Here is an 18244-nt window from a genome sequence, read left to right as displayed (position 1 = left end):
GCATAAATGCACTGGCTTTTAACACACTGTTGAGTTCTCAAGAAACGGACGCGAACTCCCCAACTGCAGGAGGCGCACATTTCATTTACGTCCATCTTACCAGATCCGGACGATCCTTATCAAATCGCCCGATCCGGGATGTTCCGGACGCGCCCCGCTTCGAGGCAACTCCACTAACTTACCAGGACATCCAGCCCTTGTCCAGTCATGCGCGGACACAGCCGGAAACCCGGATCGATCAGTGGGAGCTCAGGGCCGACCCGGCCCCGCGCTGAAACTCTAGCAGCCCCAGCGCGGTCCAAGGTCCATCTTCAGTAACGAATAGGCCTTCCCCACCGACGGACGCCTCAAACGCCGAGTGTGGCCAGCTGGCTCTCAAGGCGTTCGATGTCAGCGGCGGCCTGCGCGGCCCGCCCCCTGACCTTGGTCACGACGTCGGCGGGCGCCTTGGCCATGAACTGCTCGTTGCCGAGCTTGGCGGCGACCTGGACGGCCTCCTTGCGGGCGGCGGCCAGGTCCTTCTCCAGCCGCTTGCGCTCGGCGGCGACGTCGATGGCGCCGGCGGTGTCGATCTCGACGGTGATCCCGCCGACGGCCAGCCTGGCTGTGGCGGAGAATCCCTCAGAGGGCTCCGTAAGGCGCAGCAGCGACCGGATCGCCCCTTCCTGGCTCTCAAGGGCCGTGTCGGCCAATGCGAGCCGGGCAGCCACCTTCTGGCCGGGCTTGAGCCCTTGGTCAGAGCGGAACCTGCGGACCTCGGTCACCAGCTCCTGCAGTGCGCCGATCTCCGCCTCGGCCCCGGCGTCGGCGTAGCGGGAGTCGGCCACCGGCCAGGGGGCGACGACGATCGAGTCGCCGCCCGTGACGGCCCGCCACAGCTCCTCGGTGACGAACGGCACCAGCGGGTGGAGCAGCCTGAGCAGCGCGTCGAGCACGTGGCCCAGCACGAGCCGGGTGTGCTCAAGACCCTCGCCGAGCTGGATCTTGGCCAGCTCCAGGTACCAGTCGCAGACCTCGTCCCACGCGAAGTGGTAGAGCAGGTCGGACGCCTTGGCGAACTCGAACTCCTCGAACGCCGCGTCGGCGGAGGAGATCACGCTCTGCAGCCTGGACAGGATCCACCGGTCGGCGGCCGTCAGGTCGAGCCCGCCGAGGGAGCCGACCGCCGCGCCGTTCATCAGGGCGAAGCGGGTGGCGTTCCAGATCTTGTTGCAGAAGTTGCGGGAACCGGCCGCCCACTCCTCGCTGACCGCCACGTCGGCGCCTGGATTGGCGCCCCGCAGCAGCGTGAAGCGGGTGGCGTCGGCGCCGTAGCGTTCGATCCAGTCGAGCGGGTCGACCACGTTGCCGAACGACTTGGACATCTTCTTGCCGAACTGGTCGCGCACCATGCCGTGCAGCGCGACGACGCGGAACGGCGGCTCGCCGTCCATGGCGTACAGCCCGAACATCATCATCCGGGCCACCCAGAAGAACAGGATGTCGTAGCCGGTGACCAGCACGGACGTCGGGTAGAAGCGCGCCAGCTCCGGTGTCGCGTCCGGCCAGCCCAGCGTGGAGAACGGCCAGAGCCCCGACGAGAACCAGGTGTCGAGCACGTCCGGGTCCTGGGTGTAGCCGGCCGGAGGCGTCTCGTCGGGCCCAACGCACACGACCTCGCCCTCCGGGCCGTACCAGACCGGGATGCGGTGCCCCCACCAGAGCTGGCGCGAGATGCACCAGTCGTGCATGTCGTCGACCCAGTCGAAGTAGCGCTTGGCCAGCTCCGGCGGGTGGATGCGGGTGCGCCCGTCACGCACGGCGTCGCCCGCGGCCTTGGCCAGCGGCGCGACGTTGACGAACCACTGGAGTGACAGGCGCGGCTCGACCACGGTCTTGCAGCGCGAGCAGTGGCCGACCGAGTGGAGGTAGGGCCGCTTCTCGGCGACGATCCTGCCTTCGGCCCGCAGCGCCGCGACCACCGCCGGACGCGCCTCGAAACGGTCGAGCCCCAGGAACGGCCCGTGCGCCGTGATGACGCCGCGCTCGTCCATGACGGTCAGCGACGGCAGCGAATGCCGCCGGCCGATCTCGAAGTCGTTGGGGTCGTGGGCCGGGGTGACCTTGACGGCGCCGGTGCCGAACGCGGGGTCGACGTGCTCGTCGGCGACCACCGGGATCATGCGCCCGGTGAGCGGCAGCTCGACCAGGGTGCCGATCAGGTGGGCGTAGCGCTCGTCGGCCGGATGGACGGCCACGGCGGTGTCGCCGAGCATCGTCTCGGCGCGGGTGGTCGCCACCACGATCTCGTCGGAGTAGCGGATCGAGACCAGCTCGCCCTCGTCCTCGCTGTGCTCGACCTCGATGTCGGACAGCGCGGTCAGGCAGCGCGGACACCAGTTGATGATGCGCTCGGCGCGGTGGATGAGCCCGTCGTCGAAGAGCCGCTTGAAGATGGTGTGGACCGCCCGGGAGAGGCCCTCGTCCATGGTGAACCGCTCGCGCTGCCAGTCGACGCCGTCGCCGAGCTTGCGCATCTGGCCGAGGATCTTGCCGCCGGACTCCTCCTTCCACTCCCAGACGCGCTCCACGAACGCCTCACGGCCGAGGTCGTGGCGGGACAGGCTCTGCTTGGCCAGCTCGCGCTCCACGACGTTCTGGGTGGCGATGCCCGCGTGGTCCATGCCGGGCAGCCAGAGCGTCTCGCGCCCCTGCATGCGGGCGCGGCGCGTCAGCGCGTCCTGGATGGAGTGGTCGAGCGCGTGGCCGATGTGCAGGACGCCTGTCACGTTGGGCGGCGGGAGGACGATGCTGAACGGCGCGCGCGAGCTGCCGGCGTCGGCGTGGAAGTAGCCTGCGGAGTCCCAGCGGTCGTAGCTCCGGGTCTCGACGTCGGCCGGGGTGTACTGGGTAGGCAGCTCTGGCGTTGTCACAGTGACCAATTCTAGGGACGCTCGAAAGCGGAACGCCCCACGATTTTCACCGTGGGGCGTCCGGCGGGCGGACTCAGGCCGACTTCTCGCGCGGCGTGCGCTGCTGCTTGGCGGCCAGCTGGTCTCGCGGCACGAGCGTCGGGATCGCGTGCTCCAGCACCGACTCCCGGGTGATGACGACGCGGGCCACGTCCTTGCGGGAGGGCACCTCGTACATGACTGACAGGAGCACCTCCTCCAGGATCGCGCGCAGCCCGCGGGCGCCGGTGCCGCGCAGGATGGCCTGGTCGGCGATGGCCTCCAGCGCGTCGTCGGTGAACTCCAGCTCCACGCCATCGAGCTCGAACAGCTTGCGGTACTGCTTGACCAGCGCGTTGCGGGGCTCGGTGAGGATCTGGATGAGCGCCTCGCGGTCGAGGTTGTGCACCGAGGTGATGACCGGGAGGCGGCCCACGAACTCGGGGATCATGCCGAACTTGAGCAGGTCCTCGGGCATCACGTCGGAGAAGATGTCGACCGTGTCGACCTCTTCCTTCGAGCGGATGATGGCGTTGAAGCCGATGCCCTTCTTGCCGACACGCGACTCGATGATCTTCTCGAGGCCGGCGAACGCGCCACCGCAGATGAACAGCACGTTGGTCGTGTCGATCTGGATGAACTCCTGGTGCGGGTGCTTGCGGCCGCCCTGCGGGGGAACGCTCGCGGTCGTGCCCTCCAGGATCTTCAGCAGCGCCTGCTGCACGCCCTCACCGGAGACGTCGCGGGTGATCGACGGGTTTTCGCTCTTGCGGGCGATCTTGTCGACCTCGTCGATGTAGATGATGCCCGTCTCGGCCTTCTTGACGTCGTAGTCGGCGGCCTGGATGAGCTTGAGCAGGATGTTCTCGACGTCTTCGCCGACGTAGCCGGCCTCCGTCAGCGCGGTGGCGTCGGCGATGGCGAAGGGCACGTTGAGCATCTTCGCCAGCGTCTGCGCGAGCAGCGTCTTGCCCGACCCTGTCGGGCCGAGGAGCAGGATGTTGCTCTTGGCCAGCTCGAGGCCGTCGTCTCTGCCCCGGTCTCCGGACTGCACCCGCTTGTAGTGGTTGTAGACCGCCACCGAGAGCGCCTTCTTCGCCTTGTCCTGACCGATGACGTAGGCGTCGAGGAACTCGTAGATCTCCCTCGGCTTGGGCAGGTTGTCCCACTTGAGCTCGGAGGACTCGGAGAGCTCCTCCTCGATGATCTCGTTGCAGAGATCGATGCACTCATCGCAGATGTAGACGCCTGGACCGGCAATGAGCTTCTTGACTTGCTTCTGGCTCTTCCCACAGAAAGAGCACTTCAGCAGGTCTCCCCCGTCGCCGATGCGTGCCACCCCAGATACTCCTTTGCGTGGGACCGCCCTGCTGCCGCGATCCGTGTCCTCCGGACCCGGTCCGAACCGCTCAGGTTTCGACGTTACCGTCTTCTGGGCCCTCAGTGAGCCCCCTGGCGGCGAGTCGCACCGGAACGTGCCCTATTGGGCAGCGCCCCGGTGCGTCACATCTCGTCAGGAAGCAACCGCCTGAGCTCGCTTCTTCCGCGACGGGATGATGTCGTCGATCAGACCATACGCCTTTGCCTCGTCCGCGTTGAGAATTTTGTCGCGTTCGATGTCCTTGCGGACCTCCGAGGCGGTCTTCCCGGAGTGCTTCGCCACGATCTCCTCGAGGAGCGAGCGCATGCGAAGGATCTCGCGGGCCTGGATCTCGATGTCGCTTCCCTGGCCGCCGCCCTCGGTGGAGGGCTGGTGGATCAGGACCCGGGCGTTGGGGAGCGCGAACCGCTTGCCCGGGGTGCCGCCGGCCAGCAGCACGGCCGCCGCGGAGGCGGCCTGGCCGAGGCAGACGGTCTGGATCTCGGGCCGGACGAACTGCATCGTGTCGTAGATCGCCGTCATCGCGGTGAACGAACCGCCGGGCGAGTTGATGTAGATGCTGATGTCGCGGTCGGGATCGAGCGACTCCAGCGTCAGCAGCTGGGCCATGACGTCGTTGGCCGACGCGTCGTCGATCTGCACTCCGAGGAAGATGATGCGGTCCTCGAAGAGCTTGTTGTACGGGTTCATCTCCTTCACGCCGTAGGACGTGCGCTCGACGAAGGAGGGGAGAACGTAGCGGCTTTCGATGTTCACTTCAGCTCCCCTAGGAAACGGGGCCCTGCGAGGGCACTTGCCGCGCGCTGCGCACGACATGGTCGATGAAGCCGTAGTCCTTGGCCTCGTCGGCCGTGAACCAGCGGTCGCGGTCGGAATCCGACTCGATCTGCTCGAGCGGCTGCCCGGTGTGGAAGGCGATCCGCTCGGCCAGCGTCTTCTTCACGTAGAGCATCTGCTCGGCCTGGATGGCGATGTCGGCCGCGGTGCCGCCGATGCCGCCCGAAGGCTGGTGCATCATGATCCGCGCGTGCGGCAGGGCGTAACGCTTGCCCTTGGTGCCCGCGGAGAGCAGGAACTGCCCCATCGAGGCCGCCATGCCCATCACGACCGTGGAGACGTCGTTGGGCACATATTCCATCATGTCGTAGATGGCCATGCCGGCGCTCACCGAGCCGCCAGGCGAGTTGATGTAGAGCGTGATGTCGCGGTCGGGGTCGTCGGCCGCGAGCAGGAGCAGCTCCGCGCAGATGCGGTTGGCGATCTCGTCGTTGACCTCCTGGCCGAGCACGATGATGCGCTCGCGCAGCAGGCGCTGGTAGAGCTGGTCCTCAAGCCGGAAGGACGAGCCGTTCTCACGGCCTCGCGACTCAGGCTGATAGAAGGTCGGCGGGCTGGTCACAGCTTCACCTTCCGATGCGTCGTAATCGATTGGCTTTGCTTGTGACCTTAACGCGCGTCGCCCACAGGTCATGCCCCGTCCGCAGACTGTTCGCTGTCGGCGCAGGTGAGGGTCTTCTACCTCCGGGAACGCCACGGCGCCCCCTTACGTCGAACTCGCGGGCACCGCGACCGCGGCTCACCCGCCTCCAGGCGGGCGCGGGCGGGAACGCGACGGGCGGGAACGCGACGGGCGGGAACGCGACGGGCGGGAACGCGACGGGCGGGAACGCGGGCGGCAAGGGGACGAGCACGACTGCGGGGACGACGGACGAAGGAACACGGTGGTGGACCGGCAGGCCACCGGCAGGCCCGCGAACGCGCGAACCCCCCAGACCTCACCGGTCTGGGGGGTTCGGCCTGGACGTGATAGTGCCTACGCCTCGGTCTTCTCCGCGTCGGCCTCCGCGGCCGGGTCCTCGACGACCTCTTCGCCGTTGATCTCGGCGTAGATGGCCTTGAGGTCGACCTCGTTGCCGTCGGAGTCGACGACCTTGGCGGCGTCGCCGACCACGGTCTTGGCCTTGTCGCGGACGATCTCGACCATGGCGAGCGTGAGCTGGTCGTTGTCGGCCAGGTGCTGGGCCAGCTGGTTGGGCTGGACGCCCATCTCCATGGCACGGCGGACGACGAAGTTGGTCAGCTCCTGCTCGGTGACGCCCAGCTCCTCGGCCTTGACGATCTTGTCGAGCACGAACCCGACCCTGATGGCCTTGACAGCGCTGGTCTCGAACTCGGCGAAGCGCTCCTCCTCGGTGGTCCGGTAGAGGCGGAAGAACGCCTCGCGGCTCAGGCCGCTCTCGCCGATCTGGTGCTCGAGGTTGTGCTTGCGGGCGTCGACCTCGGCCTTGAGCGCGCTGTCGGGGATCGGGATCTCGATCTTCTCCAGCAGCGTGTCGAGGGCCTTGTCGCGGGCCTGGACGACCTGGTCGACCAGCTTGTTGCGGCGAGCCTGCTCGCGGATGCTGGTCTTGAGCTCGTCAAGCGTGTCGAACTCGCTGGCGAGCTGCGCGAACTCGTCGTCGAGCTCAGGCAGGACCTTCTCCTTGACCGACTTGACGTTGATGATCACGTCGGCCTCCTCGCCGGCGTTCTCGCCGCCGACGAGCTCGGTCCTGAAGCTCTTCTCCTCACCGCCGGACATGCCCTCGAGCGCGTCGTCGAGGCCCTGCAGCACGGAGCCGGCGCCCACCTCGTAGGACACCTCGTTGGCCTGCTGCTCCTCGATGTTCGCGCCGTCGATCTCGGCCCGGAGGTCCATCACCACGAAGTCGCCCGTGGCGGCCGGGCGCTCGACGCCCGTGAGCGTGGCGAACCGCTGGCGCAGCGCGTCGAGCTGTGCGTCGACGTCGGCGTCGGAGACCTCGGCGGAGTCGACGGTGACCTCGACGTCCTGATAGTCGGGCACGTCGAAGTTGGGCCGGATGTCGACCTCGGCGGTGAACTCGATCTGCTCACCGTCGTCGATCTTGGTGACCTCGATGTCGGGCTGGCTCACCGGGAAGACGTCGACCTCGTCGACGGCCTGGCCGTACAGCTTGGGCACCGCGTCGTTGAGGGTCTCCTCCAGCACCACAGCCCGGCCGAAGCGCTGCTCGATGATGCGCGCCGGGACCTTGCCAGGACGGAACCCGGGGACGCGCACCTGCTGCGCGACCTTCTTGTACGCCGCATCCATGCTCGGGCGCAGCTCGTCGAACGGCACCTCGACAGTGAGCTTCACCCGAGTCGGGCTGAGCTCCTCGACAGCGGTCTTCACGGGGTGGTCTCCTTGATCAAGCTTTGAGTGATCGCGGGCGCGTCCATTCGGTACGGCTCACGCGCCGCGCCCACATGAGCGGCGCTGGGCATGCTCCGCCTCGGCGGGATCCGAGCGCCGTTGGCCAGTCTAGGGCAGATGCGTACCCGACAGCGACGCCACGACGCTCAGAACTCGTCGGCGATGGTCTGCAGCAGCTCGACCGTCTCGTCCGGGGTGGTGCTCACGGCGCACAGCCGTTCCATCACCTCGGTGTACTTGTCCACATCCTCACGTTTATCCAGATAGAGGGCACTGGCGAGCTGCTCGACGTAGACCACGTCCGGCAGCTCGCGGTCGGGGAAGCGCAGGATGCTGAACGCGCCGCCCTCGGCGCTGTGGCCGCCGAAGCTGAAGGGCATGACCTGGATCGTGATGTTCGGCTGGCGCATCAGGTCGACGAGGTGCTCGAGCTGGGCGCGCATCACCTCGGCGCCGCCGATGGGACGCCGCAGCGCGGCCTCGTCGATGACCGCCCAGAAGAAGGGGCCGTCGGGCCGGTCCAGGACACGCTGGCGCTCCAGCCGCAGGTCCACCCTGCGGGCGATCTCCTCGGCGCCGATCCCCGCCGACCCCGCGGTGACGACCGCGCGGGCGTACTCCTTGGTCTGCAGCAGGCCGGGCACGAACTGCACCTCGTACGTCCTGATGCGTGTCGCGGCCTCCTCCAGCCCCACGTACGCCTGGAACCACCCGGGCAGGACGTCGTTGAACCTGTGCCACCAGCCCGGCTCGTTGGCCCTGGCCACCAGGTCGAGCACGGCGGCGCGCGCCTGACCTTCGACCACCCCGTAGTGGGTCAGCAGGTCGGCCACGTCGCGTTCCTTGAAACCGACCCGGCCGAGCTCCATGCGGCTGATCTTGGATTCGGATCCCCTGATGAGGTGGCCCGCCTCTTCGCGGGTGACGCCCTTCGCCTCCCTGAGCCGGCGAAGCTGGGAACCCAGAAGAATGCGCAGCGCCGTAGGGCCGGAACCCGGCTGGTTCTGCGTCACTCTTCTTCCTCCTATCAAGGTCCGCACACACAGTGACACCACATCGACGGGTATGACAAGGTCTCAACCAGGTGTCCGATTCGGATACCTCGACGAGTAACCGACCATGCGGCTGCACATTGCAACTGCACGTGCATTTGGGTCTTGCAGGTGCCCGGAGTCGTGTCCCATGATGGTCTAGTGCATTTTGGCCAAACATGCACTAAAGCGACGGTCACGGGAGGTATGGGCGGGATGGTGGAGGACTCCTTGGCCACTGCCGACTGCCTGCAGATCACCCGCGAGGTGGGCTTCGACAGCCTCCTGACCGCAGGCAAGCCGTACACGACCTCGTGCCCGCTGCCCTTCCAGGCCGACTCGGTCAAGACCGCCCGTGACGTGACGCGCTCGACGCTGGCCGACTGGGGCCTGACGGAGCTGAGCGACGACGCGGCGCTGGTCGTCTCGGAGCTGGTGACCAACGCCGTCAGGTACGCGGTGTACAACGGCAACCACCGCGGGATCGAACTGCTGCTGATGCGCGTGACGCCGCACGTGCTGCTGGCCGTGGCGGACCCCAGCGACGAGATGCCGCGCCGCAAGGAGCCCGACTTCGTCTCCGAGAACGGCCGCGGCCTCTACATCGTCGAGACGTACAGCCAGTGCTGGGGCTGGGACCCGCTGGACAGCGGCGGCAAGGCCGTATGGGCGCTCTTCCGCGCCGAGCCCTGACCCCCCACCATTCCCCCACGCTCCGCGCGCAGAAGGCAAGCAGAAGACAAGCAGGCCACTCCCGGAATCCGGGGGTGGCCGTGTCGCTGATGGGACAGCGGTCGGGGCGACAGGATTTGAACCTGCGACTTCTTGCTCCCAAAGCAAGCGCGCTGCCAAGCTGCGCCACGCCCCGTAGCGCCGGGTGCGCACGCGCTCCGCAACTCCGGTACGCTTACGCCCTGACGACCGGATGAAGTCTAGACCAGACTTCGACCGGTTCGTGCGGACGTAGCTCAATGGTAGAGCCCTAGTCTTCCAAACTAGCTACGCGGGTTCGATTCCCGTCGTCCGCTCTCACTGCGAAGGCCCAGGTCAGGGAGATGATCCCGAGCCTGGGCCTTACTGTTACCGGATCTTGTTCCTCTGTCCGTGCCACTCATGTGCCATTCGCCTTGCCAGCACCGTCACCGCGAGCCACCCGCCAGGCTTCCCCGAGCGCCTGAGCGATGACCTTGTCGCGTTCTTGAGAGGCATGCTGGTAGATCAGCGCCGCCTTGGTCGACGAGTGCCCCATCCGAACCATCAGCTCGCGGAGACTGGCCCCCGTGGACGCCGCGAGGGTGTTGCCGACATGCCGAAGGTCGTGGAAGTGGAGATCAGGAAGGCCCGCTTCTGTTCGGATCTTGTTCCACGTTCGGCTGAACCCGGACCGGCGCAGCATGCCACCCTTGGGACCGACGAACACGAGCCCATCGGGAGTCGGCTCGGCGTACGTCTGCACATGCTTGTGCAGGTCCGGAATGATCTCAGGGGGGACCGCCACAACCCGCCTGCCGGCTCTCGACTTGGGCGACGTCTCCACGAGCTTGCCGCCATTGATCTCCGCCAGCGAGCCCACCACCCGGACCACGCCGGTCTCCAGGTCGAGGTTCGTGCGACGTAGGCCGGCCAACTCGCCCCATCGCAGGCTTGCGAACGTACCCAGGAGGACCAGCGCCCGGTATCGCTCAGGAGTCGCTTGGAGTATCTCAGCCACCTTGGCCAACGGGACGACAGCCCGTTCGGGGGTGTCCGGGTTGCCGGCCCCCTTGATCCTGCACGGGTTGCGACGAATCAACTCGTCATCCACCGCCGTGGCCATGATGGACTTCAGGAGCTGGTACGCCTTGGCGACCGTTGACTTCCCCACCACGTCGAGACGTTCCTTGCGCCACCGCCGCACGTCCGCCTCCCGGATGTCGACGAGGCTCCGATTGCCGAAAGCCGGCGCGAGGTGGTTCTTAAGCAAGCTCCGGTAGAGATCGTCCGTTGTAGACTTGATCACTCTGTCACTGATCCATTGTTCGGCGAACCGCCCAAACGGGATCTTGCCAGCGTCCGGACTGATCCACTCCCCGCGATGGATTTCAGCCTCTCGGAGCACCAGCCAGCGGTCAGCGTCACGCTTCGTCTCGAAGGTCTGGGGAGCGGTGTAAGTGAACCCGTCCGGTCCCTTGTAGCGCGCCTGATACCTACCAGAGGGAAGCTCTCGGATGTTGCCGAAGCGTCTCCGAGCACCGGCCATCACGCAGCCCTCCCCCGCCGCGTAGTGATCGGCTCCACCACACTGCCGGCGATGAAGGCTTCAAGCGCACGTTCCGGGATGCGTACGTGCCGACCTAACCGCACGAACATGATCCGCCGTTCCTCGATCAACCGGCGAGGAAAGCGCTCCGAGGTGTTCAACCGCTCAGCGACCTCCGCCACCGTGAGAAGCCGTCCAAGATCCTGCTTGTTCACGCCGCTACCTCCTCTCCGGTTGCCGAAAGATCTGCGCCGTCCGCTTGGGCCTGTAGTCGTTGCATAAGCGCTCGCCAGTGTTGGCGGTTGGCGATCTCGGCGAGGAGTCGTTCGCCGAGCGGGGGTAGGTCGGGATCTCCGGGTTTGATCGGTCGCCAGGTGTAGCGGTGGGGGTCTGGGTTCTCGGTTGCCGAAAGACCGAGGGCTTCCAGGACCCAGGCGCGGCGGTCGGCTCGGTGGTCGGTGAGGGTTTTGTTGGACCACTTTCGGGAGACGAGCACGCGGCGGCCGGCGTAGCCGAGGTGTTCGGCCTTGTGCGCCTTGCCCCGGCAGCAGCCCGGAGCTTGACCGGGTCGGGCGTTCTTGGGTTGCACGCCGTAGCGCAGCCAGTTCGGGCACGTGGGCGAGCATGGCTCGTAGCGCAGCGCCTCGGTCATCCGGTCGGCGTGATCTTTCTGGCGCTGGTTGTCCGGCTCGCAGGTCTCGGCGATCGACTTGGTCAGGTACTTGGTCAGGTAGTGGCGGATCAGGTGGTCGGCGCGGTCGGTGCCGGCCAGCACGCCGATCGGTTTGACCTGTTCGCCGAAGCGCAGCACATGCATGGGTTCGTCGTCGTCGCCGATGGCGTCCAGGGCTTGGTCCCAGGTAGGCAGCACCTCGCCCGTATGCGGGTCGAGGTAGCCGACGCTGTCGTCCCAGACGGGCAGGGTGTCGCCGTCGAAGACGACGCGGTCGGTCGAGGGCCACCACACCTGCTGGTAGGTCGCGGCGGCGATCTGCTTGATCTCCTTGCGCGACAGGGTGCCGCGCATGGCCAGGTGCAGGTGCGGAGCCAGCCGCTTTTGGGGTTCGACGGTGGCGAAGTACTGCACGTCCCAGCCGGCCACTCGCCGCAGGTTCTGCACGAACCGGTCCACCAGTTTGGAGAAGTGGATCGCATCCCGGGCGGCCCGGGTGTAGTCGTAGGAGTCCGGATCGGCCGGAGCTCCGTCCCGTACACGCCCGTAGCTCGGCAGGGTGAGGGTGATGAACATCGACGGGCGGAACCGTTTGCCGTCCGGTGACTCGTAGAGGCGCCCCAGCGTGCTCGACACGCGCTTGCGCTTGGGAAGGTCCGGAGCGTCCTGCCGGCGTCGGGTCGAGCGCTGACGGCCCGTGGAGGAACGCCCCAGCACGCTGCCGCGCAGCCCGGAGCGGCGGATGTCAGCGTCGATGCCGGCCAGGATCTCGTCGAACTCGGTCAGATCCTCACCGGCAGCCGCAGCAGCATCCCGCTTGGCCTGCCAGTCGGCGCGATGCTCGATCAGCCAGCGCTGTTCGTCGGTCGGCTCGTTCGGCGCGATGACCGGCTCCGACTCCAGATGCCAGCCCTCCCGGCACTGGGCCATCCGCAGCTTGCGGTTGCGCTCGGCACACGGCGGGCACTTGCTCGCCAGCGTCGCGCCGCACGGGATGTCCAGGCGTGTGGTCTGCCCGGTCAAGCTGTCGAGGCGGTGCATCGGCACCGGGCGGATGCACACGCCGAAGGAGATGGCGAGTTGGTCAACGACCTCCCGCGCGAGCGGCTGAGCCAGTCGCACCGCGCGGGGGGTCGAACGATCGTGACCGGTCACGGCCAGAGCCCTTCACGGATGGCGCAGCCGTTGCCTGCGGTGTGTCCGTCTTCGGCGCAGATCCAGCAGTATTCGCGCGGCTCGTGCTCGTCAGGGGTGTCTGGCTTGTCGGGCGTGGTGGGCGTGCGGTTCATCGGCTTTTACTCCTTCCGTTTGGGCGCCGCCTTGACCGGGGCGCGGCGGGTACGGCGGGGCTTGGCCGGTACGGGGTCAGCCACCACCAGGACAAGGGAGGACTGGCCACATTCCTGGCAGGTGACTTGCTGGGTGGCCTGGTCGAGGTAGGACTTGCCCTTGGTCCGGCAGGTGGAGCAGCGGTGCTTGGGCAGGTGTTCGAGGTCCTTCATCGGGTGGCCTCCGCGTTCTCGGCGCACACCTTGTGTGCGGGCCGGTCATGGTCGTCTCGAAGCGGGGTGGCGCGTCCGCAGTGGATGCACGGCTTGCGGGTGCCGCCCCAGTGCTTGGCGTCGCGCCAGTTGAGGCCGCGAGGGGTGGTCTTCACGCCGCCTCCCCGCTGGTCTCGATCGGGGGCAGGGTGAGCGTGTCGTCGTCGGCCGGGCTGGTCAGCCAGGCGACCATGTCGCGGATGTCGGAGTCGGAGACGTAGGCCGCGCGCACCCGGACCGGCTCAGGCGAGGTCTCCAGCCGGACGTAGGCGACGCCCGCGCCGATCTGGGGGATGGGAGAGATGAAGTCGGCCAGCGCGCCGCGTTCGCGAGCGCCCTCACCGAGGACCATGTCCACCTGTTCGGATTCGTCCAGCCGCAGGGCGATCTTGTCGGGGAACAGGTTGCGGATGTTCATGACCTCCTTGCGGGGGTCCTGGAGGAGCGCCATCACGCCGTAGCCGACCGCACGCCCTTGGGTGGTCAGGGTGGCCAGGGCGGCGTTGATGCGCCGTTTGAGCTCCCGATCGGTCTGGTAGGCGGTCAGGAACGCCACCTCATCGACGATGACCAGGTCAAACGGGTACTCGATCGACGGCGTGTGCGAGCGCTGGTGTCCGCCGAACAGCGCCGCCCGGTCCTGCATGTGCGAGACCAGCTCGTCGAGGAGATCGGCGCATTCCTCCGGCGTGGCCGCGTACCGGTAGAACAGTTCGCGCCCAAAAGACAGCTCCATCAGCTTGGGATCGAGGCCCCAGAGCCGCACCTGCCCCGCTTTGATCGCCGGGAGCAGGCCGCGCACGGTGGACCAGATGAGCGAGCCCTTCCCGGCACCGGTCGCGCCTGCCCCGATGATGTGCGTTCCGTGCACCTTCAGCGCCCAGAGGGAGCCGTCCTCACACAGCCCGACCGACACCGCGTGCAGGTCCACCGCATCCGGGATCGGTAGCGCGGCGATCGGCTTGCGCAGCGGGTCACGGCGCGGGAAGGTCAGCCGCAGCAGCCCGGCCCGGACGATCGAGGTGCGGCAGCCCAGCGCGCGGAAGGCGTGCGCGAGGTTGTCGGCTTTGCTGGTCCAGTCGTCGAAGGACTGGCCCTTGAGCATCTTGACCGTCACCACGTCGGCCACCGGCCCGCACCGCACGCGGACCAGACGGGGCCGGTACTCCAGGCCCGTGGCCAGCTTGGACAGGCCCGCCCCGGACATCGCGAACGACCAGTGCGGACGGTAGATCCACACCAGCCGCCAGAAGGCCAGCAGCCGCCAGCCGACCCACCAGGCGAAGGAGGATCGGTCCAGCAGCGCCCAGCCGGCCAGCCCCAGAGCCAGGGAGGCGAGCATGCCGGCCGCCCACTGCCAGCCATGCGTGATCGCCAGGGCCGACAGGCCCAGCGTGGCGCCGATGGCGATCGGGTGGCGGTAGATCATGCGGACGGTCCCGAGCAGGAACCGCCACAACAGGATGGTGATGGTGATGAAGGCGGGGGTCTGCACGACGGTCGGGCGGAACATCAGCGGTGCGCCCGGACTGGTCGTGACCAGGTCCCCTCCGACTTCGCCTTGAGCACGGCGAAACATAGAATGGACACCTCTTCCTTGATCCTTGCTACGGGTTGGGTGGAGATCAGGGGCCACCGGAAGTTGCCGCTTCGCGGTGGCCCCGCCTTATCGCTGAGCTGGTCAGCCAGCGTCGAACTGGAAGCTCTTGCCGCAGCCCAGGCAGATCACCCGGCCGCCGCGCGAGTCCATCTGGGTGATCTGGAACCGCTCGGTCTCCGCGCAGTGCGGGCAGACCACGTCACGCCCGTTGATGTTGACCGACATCAGGCACCTCTTCCTTGATCGTTGCTACGGGTTGTGGGGAGATCAGGGGGCCACCGGAAGGTGCCGCTTCGTGGTGGCCCCGCCTTGCTAGAACGCAGTCGCGCGGTCGGTTCCGAGTGCGGTCAGCGCACGGTCAGTTCGAGTCGCCTGCCGCACCTTCCGCAACTGGCCGTGATCTTGTTTCCGGCCTGGCGGACGTTCGTCCACTCGATGCTGCCGCAGTTGTTGCACGTGATCGGCTTGCCATTAGCCTCGATGATCGACTTGGACATAATGGACCTCCTGTACTTGATCGTTGCTACGGGTTGGGTGGAGATCAGGGGCGCGCCGGAAGTTGCCGCTTCGTGATGGCCCCTGCCTGCTACTTGGCGGACTTGCCCGGTCCCTTGCGGATGCTGCGCGAGCTGAGCTGGTTGAACGACAGCACGCACGTGTGCGTGAACGGGTTGTTGTAGGGCACCTTGCACGTCTTGCAGGTGAAGGCGTTGACCTCGACCGAGACGCGGATGCGCTTGCCCATCAGGGAACCTCATTCCTTGATCGTTGCTACGGGTTGGGTGGAGATCAGGGGCCACCGGAAGTTGCCGCTTCGTGGTGGCCCCGCCTTGCATGTCAGGCCACCGTCTGGTCGGCCTGGTCGAGCTGAAGAGCGCGAATGCGCTCGCACTCGCTGAGGAAGCGCTGAACCTGTGTCGTGAACTCCCGGACGGTGGCCATCACGTCATCCGTGATCAGGTCGCGGCCAGCCGGAGTGATGGTCACGACCGCGCCGCAGATGCTCATGTCCAAGATCGGCGCTGCGTCGGTGTAGGTGTAGCAGCGGAACTGCACGTCCTCACCCAGGTGGAAGCCGATGGACGCCAAGCTCATGCCACACCCTCCGTGTTCTTGATCGAGGCCAGGCCCCGCCAGCGCCGCTCGACCTCGACCGCGAACGCCTGAGCCGCGTGGGCCAGGTCACGGGCGAAGTCGACCGACTCAGCGGTGACCGTGTCTGCGTGCAGGCACACGCTGACGATCGCGTTACCGGCCCCCAGCGCCAGCACCGGAGTGCGGTCCGGGTAGGTAGTGCAGGTGGCCTGCCCCTTGCCGTCCACGTGCAGCGCGGTTCGCTGCCAGGAGCCGCCCTTACGAGCCGCCATCACGCACCGCCGTCCTTGCCCCCAGCCGGAGCGGGAGCCTGCTTGGCACCGGTCGAGCCGTTCGGGCGGACCATGCCGGAGGCCCGATACGAGTACGCCATCCGCCTGCTCTTCTCGTTCAGGTACGGCGTCACCGTCACGTCGGTGAACTCCACCGCCTCGAACATCTGACCCGTAGGCGGAACCGGCTGCACCTCGGCCAGGATCTTCACCGACACCTCACGCGACTTCGCGCCCAACTCCGGGTCCATGTCCATCACCCGGCACTGCCAGACGCGCCCCTGAGTGACCTTGTCCTTCGCCGGAGTCCGCTTGCCCGTCTTCTCGTCGTAGTCCTCCGCCTGAGCGATCGTGCCCGGAACCAGCACACAGCCGGCCGGGAACACCTCCTCGAACCCGACCTTGAACCTCATGCCACTCCGAAGAGCCATGTCTACCCCTTGAGATCCACACCCTAGGTGTGACCCGCACTCTATGTGCGTCTACTAGTACTATGAATGCGGGAAGCTCCAGAGTCAAGAGGAAGCCGCAAAATAAGTGCGGGTTACTGTACTGGTACTGTGAGTACCAACCCGCATAAGCTGGACACAGAATGCGATTCACAACGTCAGGAGTCTGACCATGGCCGAGGACGCCAAGCCGTTCGCACTGGTGGTGCGGTTCGCGGTGCGCCCAGGCGCAGAAGTCCAGTTCGATGAACTCACCGCTCGGACGGTCGAGCAGATCCGCACCCAGGAACCCGGAACGCTCGTATACGCCTGCCACACCGTCGAAGACGCACCCCAAGAGCGGATCTTCTACGAGCTCTACAAGGATCGGGCGGCGTTCGAGGTCCACGAGAAGCAAGACCACGTCCGGCACTTCCTGGCCGCCCGCGAAGAACTTCTAGAGGCCGTCGTCGTGGACTTCATGACGCTCACCGCCGGAAAGACCAGGCACCATGACTAATGCTCACTTGATCGGTGAGCGCATCGCGCACCATCGCAAGCGCCTCGGGCTGTCTCAAGTCGAGTTCGCCGGACTTGTTGGCCGCTCTGAAAGCTGGGTCTCTCAAGTCGAGCGAGGCGTTCGCTCCATAGACCGTCTATCCGTCCTTCAGAAGGTCGCAGACGTGCTCAGTGTCTCCGTAGCCGAGCTACGAGGGACTTCCGAACCCGATGAGAGCCCCACCGTTGAAGAACGACCCGAAGCGTTCGAGACGCTGCGACTCGCGCTCACTGGACATCCCGCACTCCGCGTCATTCTGACGGACGAGCGCGCACCATTCACCCCTAAGCGTCTGGACGAGCTACGAAAGCAGCATGCGACCGTCTGGCCGATGGTTCACAGCAGTCGATACACCGAACTCGCGCCGATCATGGCTGAGCTGATCGAGGATCTAGAACTGGCTGTACGGCTTGCACCCAGCAACGAACTGCGCAAAGACGCTCAAACGTTGCTTGCCAACACCTACCAGGCAGCCGCCGCAATGATGGCCAAGCTCTCAGAGAATGATGCCGCGTGGATCGCAGCGGACCGAGCGGCACACATGGCCGAGATGCTCGAATGGCCGCTTGCCGTAGCGGCAAGCCTCTTTCGCATGGCGCATGTGTTCCTCAGCCTCAGGCAGGTCTCTCAGGCGCAGAAAGTCGCGAGCACGGCCGCTGACGCTCTTGAGGCCCGTATCAAAGCCAACCCCGAGACCGAAGCACTGTCCCTGTACGGAGCTTTCCACCTGGTGTTGGCTGTGGCCGCCGCCCGAGACAATGAGCGCGCTCAAGCGCACAAGCATCTCGACACGGCCTTGCAGACCGCTCAGCGCATCGGAGAGGACCGAAACGACTTCGGAACCGAGTTCGGTCCCACGAACGTGTCGATTCATGCAGTTTCCATCGCCGTAGAGCTTGGCGACGCAGGACAGGCACTTGATCTCGCCCGAACTGTCGATACATCGGGCATGTCCCCGGAACGGCAGGCTCGGTTCCTCATCGATCTAGCGCAGGCGCAGGGTATGCGCCGGCAGATCGGCGAGGCACTGCACTCCCTTGAGGAAGCCGAGCAACTAACCCCCGAGCAGACCCGTACGCATCAAGTAGCCCGCATGGTAGTTCGCGATCTCATGCAGCTCTCCGGCGCACGGCCACGACCCGAACTACGCGAGCTCGCAGAACGATTCGGAGTACTTCCGTAGTACTGCCGAATTGCCATTGTGAGGATCAAGGCGGCGGCGCAGCCGCCGCACCCGCGCGGCCCTCCCCGCCCGCGCTGCGGCCTGGGGGCCGGTCA

General features: G+C 66.6%; 22 protein-coding genes and 2 tRNA genes. 4 read left to right on the top strand and 20 right to left on the bottom strand.

Annotated features, from left to right (window positions below):
- Positions 1–347: 347 nt before the first annotated feature.
- The 6 genes from DQW85_RS07660 to DQW85_RS07630 form a co-directional block, all read right to left on the bottom strand.
- Positions 348–2921: a valine--tRNA ligase gene (locus DQW85_RS07660; RefSeq protein ID WP_113699678.1), complete on the bottom strand. Its 2574-nt coding sequence runs from the start codon at positions 2919–2921 to the stop codon at positions 348–350.
- Between the two features lie 64 nt (positions 2922–2985).
- Positions 2986–4269, bottom strand: a complete 1284-nt coding sequence (gene clpX / locus DQW85_RS07655) for an ATP-dependent Clp protease ATP-binding subunit ClpX (RefSeq protein ID WP_113699677.1) — start codon at positions 4267–4269, stop codon at positions 2986–2988.
- Between the two features lie 174 nt (positions 4270–4443).
- Positions 4444–5067, bottom strand: coding sequence for an ATP-dependent Clp protease proteolytic subunit (locus tag DQW85_RS07650; RefSeq protein ID WP_113699676.1), 624 nt, complete (start codon positions 5065–5067; stop codon positions 4444–4446).
- Positions 5068–5077: 10 nt separating this feature from the next.
- Positions 5078–5710 carry a ClpP family protease gene (locus tag DQW85_RS07645; RefSeq protein WP_113699675.1) on the bottom strand — a complete coding sequence of 211 codons (633 nt, stop codon included), beginning with the start codon at positions 5708–5710 and terminating at the stop codon, positions 5078–5080.
- A gap of 414 nt (positions 5711–6124) precedes the next feature.
- Positions 6125–7507, bottom strand: coding sequence for a trigger factor (gene tig, locus DQW85_RS07635; RefSeq protein ID WP_113699673.1), 1383 nt, complete (start codon positions 7505–7507; stop codon positions 6125–6127).
- A gap of 167 nt (positions 7508–7674) precedes the next feature.
- Positions 7675–8541, bottom strand: a complete 867-nt coding sequence (locus tag DQW85_RS07630; protein ID WP_113699672.1) for a helix-turn-helix domain-containing protein — start codon at positions 8539–8541, stop codon at positions 7675–7677.
- A 249-nt stretch (positions 8542–8790) separates the two neighbouring features.
- Between DQW85_RS07630 and DQW85_RS07625 the strand changes: the two genes are divergently transcribed.
- A complete protein-coding gene (locus DQW85_RS07625) occupies positions 8791–9252 on the top strand; it encodes an ATP-binding protein (RefSeq protein ID WP_240197003.1) in 462 nt (153 codons plus the stop codon).
- A 101-nt stretch (positions 9253–9353) separates the two neighbouring features.
- On the opposite strand, the gene DQW85_RS07620 is transcribed toward DQW85_RS07625, so the two are convergent.
- Positions 9354–9427, bottom strand: a tRNA-Pro gene (locus DQW85_RS07620).
- A gap of 89 nt (positions 9428–9516) precedes the next feature.
- Here DQW85_RS07620 and DQW85_RS07615 point away from each other — a divergent pair.
- A tRNA-Gly gene (locus DQW85_RS07615) sits at positions 9517–9587 on the top strand.
- 83 nt (positions 9588–9670) lie between these two features.
- On the opposite strand, the gene DQW85_RS07610 is transcribed toward DQW85_RS07615, so the two are convergent.
- The 13 genes from DQW85_RS07610 to DQW85_RS07575 form a co-directional block, all read right to left on the bottom strand.
- On the bottom strand, positions 9671–10798 hold the full coding sequence (locus DQW85_RS07610) for a tyrosine-type recombinase/integrase (protein ID WP_113699679.1): 1128 nt from the start codon (positions 10796–10798) through the stop codon (positions 9671–9673).
- Complete coding sequence (locus DQW85_RS07605; protein ID WP_113699671.1) at positions 10798–11013, bottom strand: excisionase family DNA-binding protein; 216 nt, start codon at positions 11011–11013, stop codon at positions 10798–10800. The genes DQW85_RS07610 and DQW85_RS07605 overlap by 1 nt, the downstream gene beginning before the upstream one ends.
- Positions 11010–12593: a replication initiator gene (locus DQW85_RS07600; protein WP_338043363.1), complete on the bottom strand. Its 1584-nt coding sequence runs from the start codon at positions 12591–12593 to the stop codon at positions 11010–11012. The genes DQW85_RS07605 and DQW85_RS07600 overlap by 4 nt, the downstream gene beginning before the upstream one ends.
- A gap of 29 nt (positions 12594–12622) precedes the next feature.
- Positions 12623–12760 (bottom strand): hypothetical protein, encoded by a 138-nt coding sequence (locus tag DQW85_RS44280; protein WP_162794813.1) that lies wholly within the window; start codon positions 12758–12760, stop codon positions 12623–12625.
- A gap of 6 nt (positions 12761–12766) precedes the next feature.
- Positions 12767–12973 carry a hypothetical protein gene (locus DQW85_RS07595; protein WP_113699669.1) on the bottom strand — a complete coding sequence of 69 codons (207 nt, stop codon included), beginning with the start codon at positions 12971–12973 and terminating at the stop codon, positions 12767–12769.
- The gene (locus tag DQW85_RS45730; protein WP_205314955.1) at positions 12970–13128 is read right to left on the bottom strand and encodes a hypothetical protein; all 159 of its coding nucleotides are present in this window, start codon (positions 13126–13128) and stop codon (positions 12970–12972) included. Before DQW85_RS45730 ends, DQW85_RS07595 begins: the two co-directional genes overlap by 4 nt.
- Positions 13125–14525 (bottom strand): FtsK/SpoIIIE domain-containing protein, encoded by a 1401-nt coding sequence (locus tag DQW85_RS07590; protein ID WP_240197002.1) that lies wholly within the window; start codon positions 14523–14525, stop codon positions 13125–13127. Before DQW85_RS07590 ends, DQW85_RS45730 begins: the two co-directional genes overlap by 4 nt.
- Before the next feature lie 168 nt (positions 14526–14693).
- Positions 14694–14837 (bottom strand): hypothetical protein, encoded by a 144-nt coding sequence (locus DQW85_RS44275; protein WP_162794812.1) that lies wholly within the window; start codon positions 14835–14837, stop codon positions 14694–14696.
- A gap of 122 nt (positions 14838–14959) precedes the next feature.
- A complete protein-coding gene (locus tag DQW85_RS44270) occupies positions 14960–15109 on the bottom strand; it encodes a hypothetical protein (RefSeq protein ID WP_162794811.1) in 150 nt (49 codons plus the stop codon).
- An 89-nt stretch (positions 15110–15198) separates the two neighbouring features.
- Entirely contained in the window at positions 15199–15357 is a 159-nt protein-coding gene (locus DQW85_RS44265; protein WP_162794810.1) for a hypothetical protein, read from the bottom strand.
- Between the two features lie 92 nt (positions 15358–15449).
- On the bottom strand, positions 15450–15707 hold the full coding sequence (locus tag DQW85_RS07585; protein WP_113699667.1) for a hypothetical protein: 258 nt from the start codon (positions 15705–15707) through the stop codon (positions 15450–15452).
- Positions 15704–15979 carry a hypothetical protein gene (locus DQW85_RS07580; RefSeq protein WP_113699666.1) on the bottom strand — a complete coding sequence of 92 codons (276 nt, stop codon included), beginning with the start codon at positions 15977–15979 and terminating at the stop codon, positions 15704–15706. The genes DQW85_RS07585 and DQW85_RS07580 overlap by 4 nt, the downstream gene beginning before the upstream one ends.
- Complete coding sequence (locus tag DQW85_RS07575) at positions 15979–16410, bottom strand: transcriptional regulator (RefSeq protein ID WP_113699665.1); 432 nt, start codon at positions 16408–16410, stop codon at positions 15979–15981. Before DQW85_RS07575 ends, DQW85_RS07580 begins: the two co-directional genes overlap by 1 nt.
- A gap of 190 nt (positions 16411–16600) precedes the next feature.
- Between DQW85_RS07575 and DQW85_RS07570 the strand changes: the two genes are divergently transcribed.
- A complete protein-coding gene (locus DQW85_RS07570) occupies positions 16601–16927 on the top strand; it encodes a putative quinol monooxygenase (protein WP_113699664.1) in 327 nt (108 codons plus the stop codon).
- Positions 16928–16934: 7 nt separating this feature from the next.
- Positions 16935–18149, top strand: coding sequence for a helix-turn-helix domain-containing protein (locus tag DQW85_RS07565; protein WP_240197001.1), 1215 nt, complete (start codon positions 16935–16937; stop codon positions 18147–18149).
- The last annotated feature ends 95 nt before the right edge of the window (positions 18150–18244 follow it).

This window comes from Nonomuraea lactucae, from assembly GCF_003313395.1.
GTDB lineage: Bacteria > Actinomycetota > Actinomycetes > Streptosporangiales > Streptosporangiaceae > Nonomuraea > Nonomuraea lactucae.
The sequence above is the reverse complement of the archived record's forward strand: the minus strand, read 5'-3'. Positions and strand labels throughout refer to the sequence as shown.

Excerpts from the sequence above, each read along its gene's own strand:
- DQW85_RS44275 (WP_162794812.1), bottom strand. The coding sequence starts at position 14,837 with ATGTCGGTCAACATCAACGGGCGTGACGTGGTCTGCCCGCACTGCGCG.
- DQW85_RS44270 (WP_162794811.1), bottom strand. The coding sequence starts at position 15,109 with ATGTCCAAGTCGATCATCGAGGCTAATGGCAAGCCGATCACGTGCAAC.
- DQW85_RS07610 (WP_113699679.1), bottom strand. The coding sequence starts at position 10,798 with ATGGCCGGTGCTCGGAGACGCTTCGGCAACATCCGAGAGCTTCCCTCT.
- DQW85_RS07575 (WP_113699665.1), bottom strand. The coding sequence starts at position 16,410 with ATGGCTCTTCGGAGTGGCATGAGGTTCAAGGTCGGGTTCGAGGAGGTG.
- DQW85_RS07570 (WP_113699664.1), top strand. The coding sequence starts at position 16,601 with ATGGCCGAGGACGCCAAGCCGTTCGCACTGGTGGTGCGGTTCGCGGTG.
- DQW85_RS07590 (WP_240197002.1), bottom strand. The coding sequence starts at position 14,525 with ATGTTCCGCCCGACCGTCGTGCAGACCCCCGCCTTCATCACCATCACC.
- DQW85_RS07580 (WP_113699666.1), bottom strand. The coding sequence starts at position 15,979 with ATGGCGGCTCGTAAGGGCGGCTCCTGGCAGCGAACCGCGCTGCACGTG.
- DQW85_RS44280 (WP_162794813.1), bottom strand. The coding sequence starts at position 12,760 with ATGAACCGCACGCCCACCACGCCCGACAAGCCAGACACCCCTGACGAG.
- DQW85_RS44265 (WP_162794810.1), bottom strand. The coding sequence starts at position 15,357 with ATGGGCAAGCGCATCCGCGTCTCGGTCGAGGTCAACGCCTTCACCTGC.
- DQW85_RS07595 (WP_113699669.1), bottom strand. The coding sequence starts at position 12,973 with ATGAAGGACCTCGAACACCTGCCCAAGCACCGCTGCTCCACCTGCCGG.
- DQW85_RS07585 (WP_113699667.1), bottom strand. The coding sequence starts at position 15,707 with ATGAGCTTGGCGTCCATCGGCTTCCACCTGGGTGAGGACGTGCAGTTC.